Raw genomic sequence first — 14,309 nt, forward strand, 5'->3', positions numbered from 1 at the left:
CATTATGCTCCGGCTTTTTAATTCTACATATAATGACAGTACGTTTTATCCTTCCCTTACTATTGTTTTTTGCAGTTAGTAATGCACAATGCATTAAGTGTGAAGCCTTATCTGAAGCACTGAAAGCACCCGAACAGGTTAAATCACTGGCTGTTAACGGCAATTTGAGTGGCGAAGAATTTGATGAATTTCCAAAAGATGTATTCAAACTGAGAAATATAGAAGAACTGTACATTACCGATTATGGCTTTTATGAAATCCCCAGGCAAATTGGTAATTTAAAGAAAATCAAATCATTAAGCCTTGCAGGTAATAGCCTTGAGGTGCTTCCTGATGAAATTTTTACACTTACCAACCTTACCGAGCTTATTTTAAGCGATAACCTGTTTAGCGATGAATATATTGAATATATAAAGCAAACGGTAAAAGAAAAGCTACCCAAAACCCGCCTGATGATAGACTAAAAAATAACCCAAAAATGCTTAATATTTCACTTTTGGACTTCAAGATTCAATTCAAAAACCAAGGCCTGAGACCTTAAAATTTGATTAAAAGAAAATACTACAACATCTAAAAAATCATAGCCAGATTTTCTTCGCATCACTTAATGGCGCAAAAAAAATTCACGATATATCGTGAATTTTTACATTTTGGACTTTGTTTAAAACGCCAACTTACAGTTAAGTCAATTTTTAAAAATGTTATTTGGTAATATCAACTTTCAGGTTGGTTAACCATTCAACCGTCTCCGGGTCGCGGTGGTCAAAAAATGCGCTTTTGCCGGTATCAAGCGTGGCAATAGCAGCCATGTCTTCGCCAGTCAGTTCAAAATCCCAAACATCGTTATTCTGAACGATGCGCTCTTCGCGAACCGACTTCGGTATAACAGCTATCCCCCTCTGTATAAGCCAGCGCAGCGTAACCTGTGCAACCGATTTATTGTACTTAGCCCCTATGGCAGTAAGTACCGGGTTGTTAAAGAAATCATTCTTACCCTCAGCAAACGATGCCCACGATTGGGTTACCACACCGTTTTTCTGTAACAGCTCATGCTCCGCCTCCCTTTGAAAGAATGGGTTTACCTCTATCTGGTTTACTGCCGGAACAACCTGGTTATGGGCAATAAGGTCTATCATCCTGTCAGGGAAAAAGTTGCTTACCCCTATGGCGCGTATCTTTCCCTCCCTGTACAACTCTTCCATAGCACGCCATGAGCCGTAATAATCGCCCAGTGCCTGGTGTATAAGGTACAGGTCAAGGTATTCCAGCCCTAATTTTTGCAGCGAGCGCTCAAAGGCAGCCCTGGTATTTTCATAACCACCCTCAGAAACCCACAGCTTGGTAGTAATAAAAAGCTCCTCCCTGGGCACACCGCTTTTTTTAATGGCATTGCCCACAGCCGCCTCATTATAATAAAAAGAAGCCGTGTCTATAAGCCTGTAGCCAGATTGTATGGCCGCAATAACCGCCTGCTCGCATTCTTCAGGGTTGCTTACCTGAAAAACACCCAGGCCCAAAAGCGGCATTTCTACACCGTTGTTTAATGTAACTGTTTTCATATTTATTTAAAGATTAATGATTTACGTTTTTATTTTCAGATATATCCTTCACCATATACCTCACAGGCTCAGCTGCAAAATATTCAGCTTCAGGCTCCTGCACATTCTTTGGCTTATTTAACCAAGCCTCAATAAGCACAAATTTTTCAGGCTCATTTTTATATTGGTACAGGTTGTATTCCACATTATTAGATAAACCCCTGCATTTAGCTGCAGCATTGGCCATAGCAGTTACAAACTGCTGCCGGCTGCCGGGTTTTACAGTATAAAGGGTAATGCTGTTATGGGCTGCCGTTCTATTTTTAGGATTCACGGCAGGAACTTCCTTTACATCTTTAAGCGCTATAGACAGCGCCTCCCCCGCTAACGACTGCTTTATGACCGCTATGGCTTTTTTAAAATAATCCTGCTGCATGTGCAGGGTGTGCGCTTTGTATGTTTGAAAGCGCTCGAACCAAATGGGCTGCAAGGTGTCATTTTCCGGTAGGTATAAGTTAAACGCCAGGTTTCCAGCCTCCCTGCGCGAATGGGTAACGTTGTTTTGCACGGCCGCTAACAGCACCGCCCATTTTTCGGGTTTTACAGGCCCGAAGAATCCAAGCTCCACATAGACTTCCGCAACAGTATCTGTTTTAGCAGTTTCAGACCTTTCGGTTTGCGTGTTGCTGTTATTACAACCCACAATACATAAAGCTACTCCAATCAGCCATAAGCAGTTAACAAGCCTTTTTCGTTTACATTTTTTAATTTGTATCATATTTTTATTTTAAACCATTCGTTCCAAAATAAGATAAAAAAATATCAGTCAAAAGAAGCCATCAAAATTTCGGCTGTCTGCTCTGTCAGTTTTTTATCCGAAAAAATAATCTGTGTGTTGTAGATAGATACCAGCCCCGAAACTAAAAACAGCGCCATTTCCGCCGGGGTCTTGGCCAATGTATAGGTTCCGTTTTCCTTAGCCTGCTGCAACAGCGATTCAAACAGCACCACAGCGCCCTCCGTTTGGTGCTTAACCAGTTTGCCAACCTGCTCATCGCTGCCCGCCAGCTCAAAAACCGAATTGGTAAACAGGCAGTTGCCTTCATCAATGGCTGCATTGCAAACCGACATGATAATATTGCGCACGGCCTGTAATGGGTCGTTGGTTTTTGCGGCGGCCTCACGGTATTGCTTGTCTTTCTTCTGCATATAATTGCCAAGCGATTTTACAAACAGGTCGTGTTTGTTGCCATAGGTAAGATATATACTACTACGGTTAATTTTCATAGTATCCACAAGGTCGTTCATAGACGTGGCATTATACCCCTTCTTCCAGAAAAGGTTGCGCGCTGCTACCAGCTTTTCGTCATAATCAAATTCCTTGTTTCTTGGCATAACGGTGCAAATATACATATTAAACCATTCGTTCCAAAATAAAATGTAATATTCTGATTTTTCAGTTTTCCAACTTTATTCAAAATACCAACCACACCTACCCTATTTTTATTCCAATAAAAAAATCCTCCCGAAGGAGGATTTCATATCTTAAAGATTCCGAGTGAAGCTCAACTTTGAACCTGAAACTTTAAACCTTAAACTAAAAAACAAAAATCGGCCTTTCGCTCATCATTTCGTTTACTTCGTCTGCTACTTCTTCAAGGATTTCCTCGTTAGTGTAATTGGTAATAACCTTGTCAATAAGGGCAACAATGGTTTCCATATCTTCTTCAACAAGGCCACGGGTTGTAATAGCCGCAGTACCCACACGGATACCCGATGTTACAAACGGGCTCTTATCATCAAACGGAACCATGTTCTTATTAACGGTTATTTCGGCCTTAACAAGTGCATTTTCAGCCTCTTTACCGGTAATGTTTTTGTTACGCAGGTCAATAAGCATCATGTGGTTATCTGTACCACCACTAATAATGTTGTAACCACGCTTTACAAATGCCTCAGCCATAACTTTAGCGTTCTTTTGCAGCTGCATGGCATAGTGGAAAAACTCATCGCTAAGCGCCTCGCCAAATGCAACAGCTTTAGCAGCAATAATATGCTCCAGCGGCCCACCCTGGTTACCCGGGAAAACAGCAAGGTCAAGCAGGGCCGACATCATCCTGATTTCGCCTTTTGGCGTGGTGTGGCCCCATGGGTTTTCAAAATCTTTACCCATAAGTATAAGACCGCCCCTTGGCCCGCGCAAGGTTTTGTGGGTAGTGGTAGTAACAATGTGGCAGTGTGGTATTGGGTCGCTCATAAGGCCTTTGGCTATAAGGCCGGCAGGGTGCGATATATCTGCAAGTAGTATGGCGCCCACGCTGTCTGCTATCTGGCGGAAACGTGCAAAGTCCATATCGCGGCTGTAGGCCGAAGCACCTGCTATAATCATTTGTGGCTTCTCAGCTGTAGCTATCTCCTGGATTTTATCATAATCAAGGCGGCCGGTTTCTTTATCTACACCATAAAATACAGGGTTGTACAGGCGGCCCGAAAAGTTTACAGGGCTGCCGTGTGTAAGGTGTCCACCGTGAGAAAGGTCAAAACCAAGAATTTTATCACCCGGCTTTAGGCATGCATGGAAAACCGAAGCATTTGCCTGAGAACCGCTGTGCGGCTGCACGTTTGCATACTCAGCGCCGAACAGTGCCTTAGCCCTGTCTATGGCTATTTGCTCTATAACGTCTACCACTTCACAACCGCCATAATACCTCTTTCCGGGATACCCCTCGGCATATTTGTTGGTCAGTACGCTTCCTGCGGCTTCCATTACCTGGTCGCTCACAAAGTTCTCAGAGGCTATAAGCTCAAGCCCGTGTATCTGCCTGTCCTGTTCTTCAAGGATTAAGTCAAAAATTTGTTCGTCGCGTTGCATTGTATTATTTTTCGTTAATTTGCTGCCAAAAGTACAAAAAACGTTTTGTAAATACGCTAACAAAAGTATATTTGGCAAACCGATAAAACAATTAACTAATTTACAATATACAGCTTATAACCATGCCTCTTACTGCAAATGATCCTTCACGCAAATCGTGGCTTAACGTAAACAAAGACAGCGATTTCCCTATACAAAACATTCCGTTTGGGGTGTTTATAACTAAAGATGATGTGGTTACCATAGGTACCCGCATAGGCGATTATGCCATAGACCTGGGCGCCCTGCAACAACTAAACTACTTTGAGGGCATTGAGCTTACCGATGATATGTTTATGCAGGATACGCTGAACGACTTTATATCTGACGGTAAAAAAACATGGCGACTGGTGCGCAACCGCATTGCCGACCTTTTTGACGAAAAGAACACCACCCTTAAAAATAACGCCGAACACTGCGAGGTGGTTATATTTAATATTGAAGATGTAGAAATGCAGCTGCCGGTGCTTATAGGCGATTATACCGATTTTTACAGCAGCAAAGAGCACGCTACAAACGTGGGCAAGATGTTCCGCGACCCGGAAAATGCACTGCTGCCCAACTGGCTGCACCTTCCTGTAGGCTACCACGGGCGTTCAAGCACCATAATTCCATCTGGCATACCGGTACACCGCCCAATGGGGCAAACGCTGCCTAACGGCGAAACACAGCCGGTTTTCGGCCCGTCTCGTTTAGTGGACTTTGAGCTTGAAATGGCTTTTATTACAACCGATGCCAACATTATGGGCGAGCCAATCTCTGTTGAAGAAGCTGAGGAGCACATTTTTGGCCTGGTGCTGTTTAACGACTGGAGCGCCCGCGACATACAAAAATGGGAATACGTGCCCCTGGGGCCATTCCTTGCCAAGAACTTTGCATCGTCTGTATCACCGTGGATTGTAACGCTCGATGCGTTAGAGCCTTTCCGTGTAGAAGGCCCTGCACAGGAACCTAAACCGTTGGAATACCTGCAACAACAAGGCGCACATAGTTTTGATATTAACCTTCAGGTAGCCATACAGCCTGAAGAAGCTGAGGAAACCGTAATAAGCAACAGTAATTTTAAATATATGTACTGGAGCATGGCGCAGCAGCTGGCGCACCACACCATAAACGGCTGCCGTGTAAACAGTGGCGACCTAATGGGCAGCGGCACCATCTCTGGCCCTACTGAGGATAGTTTTGGCTCAATGCTGGAGCTTACCTGGGGTGGCAAGAACCCGCTTACCCTTAAAGACGGCACCGAACGCAAGTTTATAAACGACGGCGATACTGTCATTATGAGAGGGTATTGTCAAAATGATACGGTCCGCATAGGCTTCGGCGAGGTATGCAGTAAATTATTACCGCCATTTTCTAAGAAGTAAAATACAGGCTCCCTAACGGGGGCCTTTTTTATGGGGTGCGGTTTGTCATTCCGAACGAAGCGCAGCGGAGTTGAGGAATCTCTTAAAGAGGGCACAAAGGTTCTCGAAGTTTACATTGTTTTCTTCACGTTCCGTCATTGCGAGCGGAGCCTGCGGAGCGCGGCAATCTTTTAAATACGTACATAACGTGAAACAGGCCGTGCCCGTTTCCACAAAAACCTTTGCGAAGCTTTGTGCCTTCTTTGCGCATCTTTGCGAAACAAAAAAATAATTCACATAAAAAATTATCAACGCTCCATTTTTGGGGCGTTTTTTATTAAAAATATTCTGTATTTTATTCTCACACGGGCATTTTAGTGGGGTATTTGCAAAACTGTAATTCTTTAGCAAAAAATTGGGCATGTTTTTTGTCAAATACTTTACATTTGCAACCATTAATAAGTATGAAAACTGAATTGAAAACAACAACTGTTTTTATATCGTCTGTAATTGGGGACCTTGCTTACATCAGCAACCTTAATTCTTTCCTGAGCCCGAGGCGCTTCAGGCCGTAACGGTCTGCTTATACTTTGGGTGGGTCCGTCCTGCCTGTACTCTACGAAACTATCCTATTATTTTATTGAATTTTATATACTTTATTTCTTAAGCTGAAATGAATATATCTATTATAATTGCCGGAGAAGAGCACTATAAGTTTGCCCAGGAAATTGTAGACACCATGTATGAGTCTGCCATTCAGCGTGGCACGGGCATAGCCAAGCGCACACCGGAGTACATCATAGAAAAAATGAAGCACAAAGATGCTGTTATTGCCATTGGCGATGGGCGCTTTGCAGGCTTTTGTTATATAGAAAGCTGGAGCCACGGCAAGTTTGTGGCAAACTCCGGCCTTATTGTGCATCCTGACTTCCGCAACTTCGGGCTTGCTAAAAAAATCAAGGAAAAGGTATTTAACTACTCTCAGGAAAAATACCCGGGCGCCAAGATATTCGGCATCACTACCGGCCTGGCCGTTATGAAGATAAACTCAGAGCTGGGCTACAAACCCGTGCCTTTTAGCGAACTGACTGATGACCCATCATTCTGGAAAGGGTGCAGCGGCTGTAACAATTATGACATACTACAGCGCAAAGAGTACAAAATGTGCCTGTGCACCGGTATGCTGTACGACCCTGCAAGTAAAAAGAAGGAAGAGGAAACCCAGTATGAATTCAACAAAAAGGTACTGGCACGCCTTAAGAGCATTAAACAGGCGCTGTTCCTTAAAAAAGATAAAGACGATGTGCCTCCTAAAAAAGGCGAAGACAAGAAGCTCTTTTTGTTTATAAACGCTAAAAACAAAGGCTAAGATGATACGCATTGTTACATATAGCCTATTTATACTTGCGTGCCTTACAGCCTGTAAAAAGGAGGCTGTTTCAGCTGTTGTTGGCAGCGACACCACTACAAAAGCAGATACGGTTTATGACAACAATGTAGCTACATATCTTGAGCCGTTTTCAGTACGCAAAGACACGCTGATTACCATAAATGGCAGTGCTTATAAAATAGAATGCCGTGCCGTTATGGACACGCTTAAAAAGCTTTCGGAAACGGTCATTTGGCATGATACGGTAAATAACAAAGTACGTAAATCAGACTATACCGGATATGATATTACCTATACCATCAATTTAAGTAAAGATAATAAAACCCTGTTTTCCAAAAACTTTACTAAAAAAGACTTTGATGGCCAGATAGGTAAAGACGCACTGTTACAGGGTGTGACAGACCTGCCTTATTTTCATGGGTATCACCCCGGTTTTAAGGCGCTGATGTTTACCCTTGATTTTATGATTCCCGAATCTGATATTGGCGACCAGTGTTTCATCATGATAGGCATGGATGGTAAAGTAATTGAAAAATCATTCAACAATAATTACGGTGGCGGCGGGACTGATGGTACAATTGAAGTCCCCACCAGCAATGCCTTTGTTTTAACCTGTGCCAAAATACTAAATACCGATGGCAAGGCTGTAGATCTGTTTGACGGAGGTAAATCCCTGGCGCATGTTAAACTGATTAACGATACTACCATATTAGTGGTATACGACCCGGAAGAAGGCGACGCAAAAGACAACGCCCGCCTGATAGACAGCCAGGGTAAGGTGCTTAAAGCCTTTACGTACACCGGTTATTATGACTTATTGGGTTATGTGGTACCATCATACACCGAAAAAACCACCCGCACCTACATCATGCTCGACGACCGGCTTGATAACATAACGGTAATACCTCGGGGCAATCCGTTGGGTATCTTTACGGTACCGTTTACAACCTTACGGGAAGCAAAAACAAACCCCGATAACGAGGTTACATTTGACATTAATACCGAAACCAGTGAACAAACCTTTGCAATGGACACCGTTACAAAGGCCATACGCCTGGTTAAGCAACAAAAATAAATTTTTATAATACATACAGACATGAGTAAAAAAGTGGTTTTGGCATACAGCGGGGGTCTTGATACCTCTTACTGCCTTAAGTACCTGAAGAACGAACTGGGGTATGAAGTTCATACCATTTTAATCAATACCGGTGGCTTTGGCGAAGAAGAGTTGCAGGCCATAGAAAGGCGCGCCTACGAACTGGGCAGTGCCAACCACCTTAACCTTGATATTATAGACAAGTACTACGAAAAAGCCATTAAATACCTGGTTTTTGGCAACGTGCTTAAAAACAATACCTATCCCCTTTCGGTTAGTGCAGAGCGTGTATTCCAGGCATTGGAAACCGTGCGCTATGCCAAGAAAGTGGGTGCCGAAGCCATCTCTCACGGCAGTACTGGTGCCGGTAACGACCAGATAAGGTTTGACCTGGTGTTCCAGACCATAGCGCCTGAAATGGAAATCATTACCCCAATACGCGACCTGAAGCTTACCCGCCAGGAAGAGGTAGAATACCTTCAGAAAAACGGCGTGGAATATTCTTGGGAAAAAGCCCAATACTCGATAAACAAAGGTATTTGGGGCACCAGCGTAGGCGGCAAGGAAACCCTTACATCAGGCCAGCCCCTGCCCGATTCGGCGTACCCGTCGCAACTGCAAAAAACAGAGCCTGAAAAGGCAACCCTTCACTTTGAAAAAGGCGAGCTTGTGGGTTTAAACAATGAGTTTGACAAGCCTGCCACAAACATACAAAAGCTTGAGGCTTTGGCATCAGCCTTTGCCATTGGGCGCGACATCCATGTGGGTGATACCATTATAGGCATCAAAGGCCGTGTGGGCTTTGAGGCCGCTGCACCGCTTATCATCATAAAGGCGCACCACCTGCTTGAAAAGCACACGCTGGGCAAATGGCAGCAGTACTGGAAAGAGCAGCTGGGCAACTGGTATGGCATGCTGTTCCACGAAGGGCAATACCTTGACCCGGTAATGCGCAACATAGAAACGTTTTTGGAAGACACACAAAAAACCGTTACCGGCACCGTTACCGTAAGCCTTAAGCCGTACCACTTCTCGCTTGATGGCATTGAGTCGGCACACGACCTTATGAACAGCGGTTTTGGCCAGTATGGCGAGGTTAACAACGCCTGGACGGCAGATGATGCCAAGGGCTTTATTAAAATTGTGGGCAACGCGCAAAACATATACGCACACGTAAACAACGAGCAGTATGATTAAAATAGGCATTATAGGCGGCTCAGGGTATACAGCTGGCGAACTTTTGCGTTTGCTGGCCAACCACCCACAGGCGCAAATAAACTTTGTGTACAGCACTACAAATGCGGGCAGCCCCATTGCATCGGTACACGAAGATTTGCTGGGCGAGCTCGACCTTAATTTTACCGATACCGTTAACCCCGATGTTGATGTGGTGTTCCTTTGTTTGGGTCACGGCAAATCGCTGGCATTCCTTCAGGCTAATGTGTTTTCAGAAGGGACTAAAATAATCGATCTGGGCAATGATTTCCGCCTTACGGCAGATGCACAGTTTAACGGTAAAGCCTTTGTTTACGGCCTTCCGGAACTGAACCGCGACGCTATTAAAACGGCACAATACATAGCCAACCCCGGGTGTTTTGCCACCGCTATACAGCTGGCATTACTGCCATTGGCAAAAAACAGCCTGCTGAACAATACTGTACACATAAACGCCACTACAGGCAGTACGGGCGCAGGGGTTATGCCGTCGGGCACGTCGCACCACCCTTGGCGCATGGGCAACATGAGCCACTACAAGGCGTTTAACCACCAGCACCTGGGCGAGATCGTACAAAGCCTGCAACAACTGCAAACCGGTTTTGATAACGAAGTACTGTTTATACCCAACCGCGGCGATTTTGCGCGCGGCATTTTCGCCACGCTATACACAAAACTACCGGCTGATTTCGATAGCATTGTAAAGCTGTATGAAGACTATTATAAGGCTGAACCGTTTGTAAAAGTCACCACCGGCGCCATAAACATGAAGCTGGTGTTGCAAACCAACAACTGCTTCATCGGCCTTGAGCAGCACGGCAACTACCTGCTCATCACATCGGTTATAGACAACCTGGTAAAAGGCGCAAGCGGACAGGCGATTGAAAACATGAACCTGATGTTTGGCCTTGAAGAAATAACAGGGTTGAAACTAAAGGCAGCGGGGTTCTAAGCCCCCCTAACAAGCCCCCCAGCCCCCAAAGGGGGAGTTGGAGTAAGCAACTATAAACCATAAACAACAAACCATAAACTTAAAAGTATGAGTTTATTCAACGTATACCCCATATACAACATAACCCCGGTAAATGCGCTGGGCGCAAAAGTATGGGACGATAAAGGGCAACAATACCTTGATTTTTACGGGGGCCACGGCGTTATTTCTGCCGGGCACTCGCACCCTGATTATGTACAGGCCGTAAGCGATCAGGTGGCCAAAATAGGTTTCTATTCTAATTCCATACAAAACCCATTGCAGGAAGAACTGGGCGTAAAGCTGCCACAGCAGTCGGGCTACCCTGATTTTACCCTTTTCTTGTGTAATTCGGGCGCTGAGGCCAATGAAAATGCGCTGAAGCTGGCATCGTTCCACAACGGGAAAAAGAAGGTTATAGCCTTTAAAAAAGCCTTCCACGGGCGTACTTCGGCAGCCGTTGCAGCTACTGATAACCCGTCAATAGTCGCTCCGCTTAACGCAGGACATGAAGTGGTATTTTTACCCCTCAACGACGAAGCCGCGCTTAACGCCGAGATTGCCAAAGGCGATGTATGCTGTGTGATAATAGAAGGCATACAGGGCGTTGGCGGGCTTGACGAGGGCACAACAAATTTCTTTAAAGCCATAGAAAAAGCCTGTAATGATAATGACATTGTGCTGATACTGGACGAAATACAAAGCGGTTACGGCCGTTCGGGTAAATTCTTTGCGCACCAGTGGCACGGCATTACGCCCGATGTTATTTCGCTGGCTAAAGGCATGGGCAACGGTTTCCCTATCGGCGGTATATTGATATCACCTAAGTTTGAGGCAAAGTACGGCCTGCTGGGCACTACCTTTGGTGGCAACCACCTGGCATGTGCGGCAGCACTATCGGTACTTAACATTATCAAAAAAGAAAACCTTATTGATAACGTAAATACAGTAAGCGCTTACTTTAAAGAAAAAGCAGCTGAAATTCCGCAGGTCAAAAACATAAAAGGCCGTGGCCTTATGCTGGGCCTTGAGTTTGATTTTGATGTAACCGAGCTTCGCAAAAAGCTTATTTACGACGAGTATATCTTTACCGGCAACGCCAGCCAAAAGAACCTGCTGCGCATCCTCCCTCCCCTTTCTATTACAAAGGCCGATGCAGATGTGTTTTTTGCAGGGCTTAAAAAAGCATTAGATGCCATTGATATAGAATAAGTTATTACGGCAAAGCATCCAGCAAATCCATTAGCTGCTTTTCTGTATGCTTTGCCAAAACTTCTGCACCATAGTGGTTTAGGTGCACTTTATCATAATACATAAGGGTATCGTTATAAAAGGGCGCATCATTAAAAATGCTGTTTTTTTCCAGGTCCAGCAGGTGCACATTTGGCATAGTGGCTGCCAGCTGTCTAATCCATGGGGTTGGTTTGCGGTATATAACTTTGTAATCCTGTGCTTTATCATAATCCTTCACTATACTCCTGTTAACGTGTAAAGGATTTTTATCTAAAACAGGAAATGGGGTTAGCAAAATAAGGTGCTGGTCTTTCCTCAGTTTAAGCGCCGTACTTTTTATAGCTGTACATAATGTTGGCACCACATCCCAGTCATTTACCGCTATAATTATAATCTTTGCATTTTCAATCTCCTTATTGGCCACCGGTATTAACGGCAGTGATTCTATATAATCAACATACCTCCCACCCTGCAAAGCATCTTTTCGGGTTATACCCTCAATAGGCGGATACGAATATGATGTAAGTGTCCTGAACGAAAAATGCCTTTTCCTGCCCAGGTAGTCAAGATACGGTTTCATACTCAGGGCGTGGCTGTTACCCGTCAAAAATATTTGGGGATGCTTACTTTTATCGCCAAAAGTTTCCACAAAAACCGAATTGTTTGATGGCAGGCCTATTACCGGGCCGGTATATTCCTGTGGAATATTTAAAATCCTTTTATTCAGGGCCGGCATGCAAAAGTACAATGCTGTCAGCACCATGCCGGGTGCAATAATTCCATACCAAAACGCTGCCGTTTTTTTCATAAAAAAACGCTCTACGAAAGTGTATGAAACCCATGCGACTGCAAAAGTAGCCACAACTATAAGAAGTGTCTGTATTACAGGAAATTCATTTACATCATAGTAATACCTTACAAATGCAATAATGGGCCAGTGCCATAAATATAGGGAGTAAGACAGTGTACCTGTAAACTCCAGCGGCTTAGTACACAACAGTTTGTGCACAGGCCCATCATTTGCCAATAGTAGCAATACTGCACCTATACAGGGCAACAGGGCTGCCAACCCTGGAAAATGTGTTTCATGACTAAACAAAAAAGCACACAAAAACAAAATAGCCAGTCCGCATATACCGGAATATGTTTTAAATCTCCCGGAAATACCCCTGCCTTTTAGCAACAAGGCCAGCAGCACACCCACACAAAATTCAGGTATACGCACAAGCAAAGCATAATATGCCTGGGCAGAAGCATTATCTATTTCAATCAGGTAAGTGCCATAAAGCAGCAATAGTATGCTAACACAGGTAATAACAGGTACCAACAATTTCCTTTTTACCCAAAACAACAATAATGGCAGCAGGAGGTAAACCTTCATTTCTATGGCAATGGTCCAGGTGTGCAGCAGCGGGTCCTGCTGTACCGACATCCCGAAATAAGAATCCTGTTGGGCATAAACATAATTGCTGTTAAACAACATGGCATGTGCAAGCTCTCTTTTTAAGGTAGTTACATTATCTCCTATAAGCAGCATCGCACCGGCAATACATGTAAAAAGCAGCATAAAATAATAGGCCGGTACAATTCTTTTAAGCCTGCCGGTATAGAAGTCAGTAAAGGTAAACGTACCCGCTTCAAGCTTTTTAAGGATAATCGACGAAACAAGGAAACCCGATATTACAAAAAAAACATCTACCCCTATAAACCCGCCCGGCAGCCATAGCGGATTGATATGAAATACCAAAACAAAAATCACAGCCAGGGCACGTAATCCCTGTATATCTTTCCTGTACTCCACGGGTAATTTTTTTGTTACCGGCAAAGCTACACAATTTGGTGCAGCTTTGCCGGTAACAAAAAACAGGTTATAAATTATGGTTAATGTGGCTAATTAATCGGTAAAAACCTGCGGAAATACCCGTAAAACAAAGTATATTTGGCATGCTAATTTTGCAGTATAAAACACAATGAAAAACTTCACCTTGGTAAATGATTTAAAAGGCTTTAACGGCCTTGTAACCATCGTTTTGAAAAACAGCTACAAGGTGTTAGGATTTGGGCTTTAAACCAAGGCTAATAATGGAATTAAACAACATACTTAAAACGTACTTATACTCAATAATAACAATTGAGTTTAAAGACCGGGAGAGTAGTATTTCGGGGTTTCTTTTGGATTATTCTGAAGAATGGATACTGTTGCAATACAACCCGCAAGATTATATAATTGATGGTTACATCTTAATTCGAAACAGCAATATTGATGATATTTTTAGGGAAGAACCAGAAGATTTTACCGAAAAAGTAATTCGTTTAAAAGGATTTATACCGGGCAAACTGGAAAAATTGCCTTTAACCGATACTGTAAGCCTTATTGAAGCTTTAAATAACAGATTTGGAATATTTTCATTATATAAAAAATCTGAAACATCAACCTATCCTGGCAGGTTACTATCTATAGACCAGGAAACACTTACACTTGAATGGTTAGATACTAAGGCAAGGTGGACGGAAGAACGTGTATTTAAACTTAAAAAAATTCGGGTAATAGAATTTAATACTGATTATTTAATTTCTCTAAAAATAGCGTCTGAGAACCTTTATAATTAA

The 14,309-nt window shown here is 43.6% G+C and carries 13 protein-coding genes; 8 read left to right on the forward strand and 5 right to left on the reverse strand.

Annotated elements, in window-relative coordinates; all coding sequences use genetic code 11:
• Positions 1-32 precede the first annotated feature (32 nt).
• The gene (locus AM279_RS05035; RefSeq protein WP_054406660.1) at positions 33-464 is read left to right on the forward strand and encodes a leucine-rich repeat domain-containing protein; all 432 of its coding nucleotides are present in this window, start codon (positions 33-35) and stop codon (positions 462-464) included.
• 237 nt (positions 465-701) lie between these two features.
• Here the strand turns inward: AM279_RS05035 and AM279_RS05040 are convergent, their stop codons facing one another.
• From AM279_RS05040 to glyA, 4 genes are all read right to left on the reverse strand, one after another.
• Positions 702-1,559, reverse strand: a complete 858-nt coding sequence (locus tag AM279_RS05040; protein ID WP_054406661.1) for an aldo/keto reductase — start codon at positions 1,557-1,559, stop codon at positions 702-704.
• Positions 1,560-1,572: 13 nt separating this feature from the next.
• A complete protein-coding gene (locus AM279_RS05045; RefSeq protein ID WP_054406662.1) occupies positions 1,573-2,316 on the reverse strand; it encodes a putative quinol monooxygenase in 744 nt (247 codons plus the stop codon).
• 44 nt (positions 2,317-2,360) lie between these two features.
• Positions 2,361-2,933 carry a TetR/AcrR family transcriptional regulator gene (locus AM279_RS05050; protein WP_054406663.1) on the reverse strand — a complete coding sequence of 191 codons (573 nt, stop codon included), beginning with the start codon at positions 2,931-2,933 and terminating at the stop codon, positions 2,361-2,363.
• A 202-nt stretch (positions 2,934-3,135) separates the two neighbouring features.
• A complete protein-coding gene (glyA, locus tag AM279_RS05055) occupies positions 3,136-4,410 on the reverse strand; it encodes a serine hydroxymethyltransferase (protein WP_054406664.1) in 1,275 nt (424 codons plus the stop codon).
• Positions 4,411-4,532: 122 nt separating this feature from the next.
• Between glyA and fahA the strand changes: the two genes are divergently transcribed.
• The 6 genes from fahA to AM279_RS05090 all read left to right on the forward strand — a co-directional run bounded on the left by fahA (position 4,533) and on the right by AM279_RS05090 (position 11,678).
• Positions 4,533-5,816, forward strand: coding sequence for a fumarylacetoacetase (gene fahA / locus AM279_RS05060; protein ID WP_054406665.1), 1,284 nt, complete (start codon positions 4,533-4,535; stop codon positions 5,814-5,816).
• 652 nt (positions 5,817-6,468) lie between these two features.
• Positions 6,469-7,164, forward strand: coding sequence for a GNAT family N-acetyltransferase (locus AM279_RS05070; RefSeq protein ID WP_074961431.1), 696 nt, complete (start codon positions 6,469-6,471; stop codon positions 7,162-7,164).
• 1 nt (position 7,165) lies between these two features.
• Positions 7,166-8,260 carry a DUF4738 domain-containing protein gene (locus tag AM279_RS05075; RefSeq protein WP_054406667.1) on the forward strand — a complete coding sequence of 365 codons (1,095 nt, stop codon included), beginning with the start codon at positions 7,166-7,168 and terminating at the stop codon, positions 8,258-8,260.
• A gap of 21 nt (positions 8,261-8,281) precedes the next feature.
• Positions 8,282-9,478 (forward strand): argininosuccinate synthase, encoded by a 1,197-nt coding sequence (locus tag AM279_RS05080; RefSeq protein ID WP_054406668.1) that lies wholly within the window; start codon positions 8,282-8,284, stop codon positions 9,476-9,478.
• The gene (argC, locus tag AM279_RS05085; RefSeq protein WP_054406669.1) at positions 9,471-10,448 is read left to right on the forward strand and encodes an N-acetyl-gamma-glutamyl-phosphate reductase; all 978 of its coding nucleotides are present in this window, start codon (positions 9,471-9,473) and stop codon (positions 10,446-10,448) included. The genes AM279_RS05080 and argC overlap by 8 nt, the downstream gene beginning before the upstream one ends.
• 87 nt (positions 10,449-10,535) lie before the next feature.
• Positions 10,536-11,678 carry an aspartate aminotransferase family protein gene (locus AM279_RS05090; RefSeq protein ID WP_054406670.1) on the forward strand — a complete coding sequence of 381 codons (1,143 nt, stop codon included), beginning with the start codon at positions 10,536-10,538 and terminating at the stop codon, positions 11,676-11,678.
• A gap of 4 nt (positions 11,679-11,682) precedes the next feature.
• Here AM279_RS05090 and AM279_RS05095 read toward each other — a convergent pair whose 3' ends face one another.
• Positions 11,683-13,500 (reverse strand): acyltransferase family protein, encoded by a 1,818-nt coding sequence (locus AM279_RS05095; protein WP_160316431.1) that lies wholly within the window; start codon positions 13,498-13,500, stop codon positions 11,683-11,685.
• Between the two features lie 281 nt (positions 13,501-13,781).
• Here AM279_RS05095 and AM279_RS05100 point away from each other — a divergent pair, with 281 nt between their 5' ends.
• The gene (locus tag AM279_RS05100) at positions 13,782-14,309 is read left to right on the forward strand and encodes a hypothetical protein (RefSeq protein WP_054406672.1); all 528 of its coding nucleotides are present in this window, start codon (positions 13,782-13,784) and stop codon (positions 14,307-14,309) included.

This window comes from Flavobacterium akiainvivens (assembly GCF_001278115.1).
Taxonomy (GTDB): Bacteria; Bacteroidota; Bacteroidia; order Flavobacteriales; family Flavobacteriaceae; genus Flavobacterium; species Flavobacterium akiainvivens.

Coding starts and splice junctions, on each gene's coding strand:
- argC (WP_054406669.1), top strand. CDS start 9,471: ATGATTAAAATAGGCATTATAGGCGGCTCAGGGTATACAGCTGGCGAA.
- fahA (WP_054406665.1), top strand. CDS start 4,533: ATGCCTCTTACTGCAAATGATCCTTCACGCAAATCGTGGCTTAACGTA.
- AM279_RS05035 (WP_054406660.1), top strand. CDS start 33: ATGACAGTACGTTTTATCCTTCCCTTACTATTGTTTTTTGCAGTTAGT.
- AM279_RS05075 (WP_054406667.1), top strand. CDS start 7,166: ATGATACGCATTGTTACATATAGCCTATTTATACTTGCGTGCCTTACA.
- AM279_RS05100 (WP_054406672.1), top strand. CDS start 13,782: ATGGAATTAAACAACATACTTAAAACGTACTTATACTCAATAATAACA.
- AM279_RS05040 (WP_054406661.1), bottom strand. CDS start 1,559: ATGAAAACAGTTACATTAAACAACGGTGTAGAAATGCCGCTTTTGGGC.
- AM279_RS05045 (WP_054406662.1), bottom strand. CDS start 2,316: ATGATACAAATTAAAAAATGTAAACGAAAAAGGCTTGTTAACTGCTTA.
- AM279_RS05090 (WP_054406670.1), top strand. CDS start 10,536: ATGAGTTTATTCAACGTATACCCCATATACAACATAACCCCGGTAAAT.
- AM279_RS05050 (WP_054406663.1), bottom strand. CDS start 2,933: ATGCCAAGAAACAAGGAATTTGATTATGACGAAAAGCTGGTAGCAGCG.
- glyA (WP_054406664.1), bottom strand. CDS start 4,410: ATGCAACGCGACGAACAAATTTTTGACTTAATCCTTGAAGAACAGGAC.
- AM279_RS05080 (WP_054406668.1), top strand. CDS start 8,282: ATGAGTAAAAAAGTGGTTTTGGCATACAGCGGGGGTCTTGATACCTCT.
- AM279_RS05070 (WP_074961431.1), top strand. CDS start 6,469: ATGAATATATCTATTATAATTGCCGGAGAAGAGCACTATAAGTTTGCC.